A 1,487-nucleotide genomic window follows, 5' to 3' on the forward strand; every position below is an offset into this window, starting at 1 on the left:
CGGGGGGTGGTGTTGTGCGCGGGGGCCCGGCTCCGCCCGCGGGGGCCGGAGCCGGGCCCCGGCTCACCGTGCGAACGCCGACGGCGGGCCGGGCCGTGTGCCCGGCCCGGCCCGCCGTCGGGGCGGATCAGTCGACGATCTCCATCTGGCCCATCATGCCCGCCGAGGAGTGCTCCAGCATGTGGCAGTGGTACATGTAGCGGCCGAGGTAGTCGGTGAAGGTCGCCTGGACCCGGACCGACGTACCGGGCGGAAGCGGCACGGTGTCCTTCAGGCCGGCGTCGCCGGGCAGCGGCGGCCGGCCGTCCCGGTCGAGCACCCGGAACTGCGCCAGGTGCAGGTGGAAGGAGTGCTGGATCGGACCGTACTTGGTGGCGCTGTCGCCGTTGGTGACCGTCCAGATCTCGGTGGCACCGCGGCGGACCCGCTGGTCGACCCGGTCCGGGTCGAAGGGCAGGCCGTTGACCAGGCCGGTCGGCGTGCCGTTCAGGTCGAAGGAGAGCGTCAGCTCGCGGTGGACCGTGGCCGGCGGCAGCTCCGGCAACGGCCGCAGGGTGGCCGGCACACCGCTGCGGTCGCGCGCCCGGCGGTCCACCGCGAACTGCAGTACCGGCTCGACCCGGTCGTCGCCGGTGTACTGGCCCTGGTTGGTGAGCGCCGCCCTGCTGCCGACCGCCAGTCCGGAGAAGTCCACCACCAGGTCCACCCGTTCACCGGCGGCGAGCGGGAAGTCCGTCCCGGTCCGGTCGACCGGCGCGGGCAGCAGACCGCCGTCCGAGCCGATCTGGAGGACCGGCAGGGAGCCGAAGTTCAGCTTCAGGAACCGCAGGGTCGAGCTGTTCAGCAGGCGCAGGCGGTACTTGCGGGCGGCCACCGGGAAGTACGGCTTGGAACGGCCGTTGACCAGGATCACGTTCCGCTTCGCCGGATCGCCGTGGACCAACCGGCCCGCGGCGTCGAACTCGGCGTCCCGGATCGCGATCGGCACGTCGTACTCGTCCCTCGGCAGGTCGTACCGGCGCTCGTCCTCGCCCTCGATCAGGTAGAAGGCGTGCAGGCCGCGGTAGACGTGCTCGGCCTCCGTGTGATGGCTGTGGTCGTGGTACCAGAGGGTGGCCCCGGGCTGCCGGTTCGGGTACTCGTAGCGGCGCTCGCCGCCCGGGTCGATCAGCTGCATCGGGTGGCCGTCGCTGTCGGCCGGGACGTGGCCGCCGTGCAGATGAACGTTGACGGCCTCGGGCAGCCGGTTGCGGTAGGTGACCAGCACCCGGCGGCCCTCCCGGGCCCGGATCGTCGGGCCGACGAAGCTTCCGCCGTAGGTCAGGCAGCTGGTTCGGACACCGGGGATCAGCTCCAGGTCGGCGGCCAGGACGTCGAGCCGGTAGACGTCGGTGTCGTCGGTCCGCGCCACCGGCCGCAGGGTCGGCGGCACCGGCATCCGCACGGAGAACGGCCCCTTGGGCGCCCCCCGGCCGATCCGCACGGGG

1 protein-coding gene is annotated in these 1,487 nt (G+C 73.2%); it reads right to left on the bottom strand.

Going from position 1 to position 1,487, the window contains the following annotated elements; all coding sequences use genetic code 11:
* Window positions 1-127 precede the first annotated feature (127 nt).
* The coding region (locus ACIQOV_RS41115) for a multicopper oxidase family protein (RefSeq protein ID WP_401056217.1) at window positions 128-1,487 on the bottom strand (1,360 nt) is incomplete at its 5' end.

It is taken from the genome of Kitasatospora sp. NPDC091257, from assembly GCF_044757675.1.
Lineage (GTDB): Bacteria > Actinomycetota > Actinomycetes > Streptomycetales > Streptomycetaceae > Kitasatospora > Kitasatospora lactacystinica.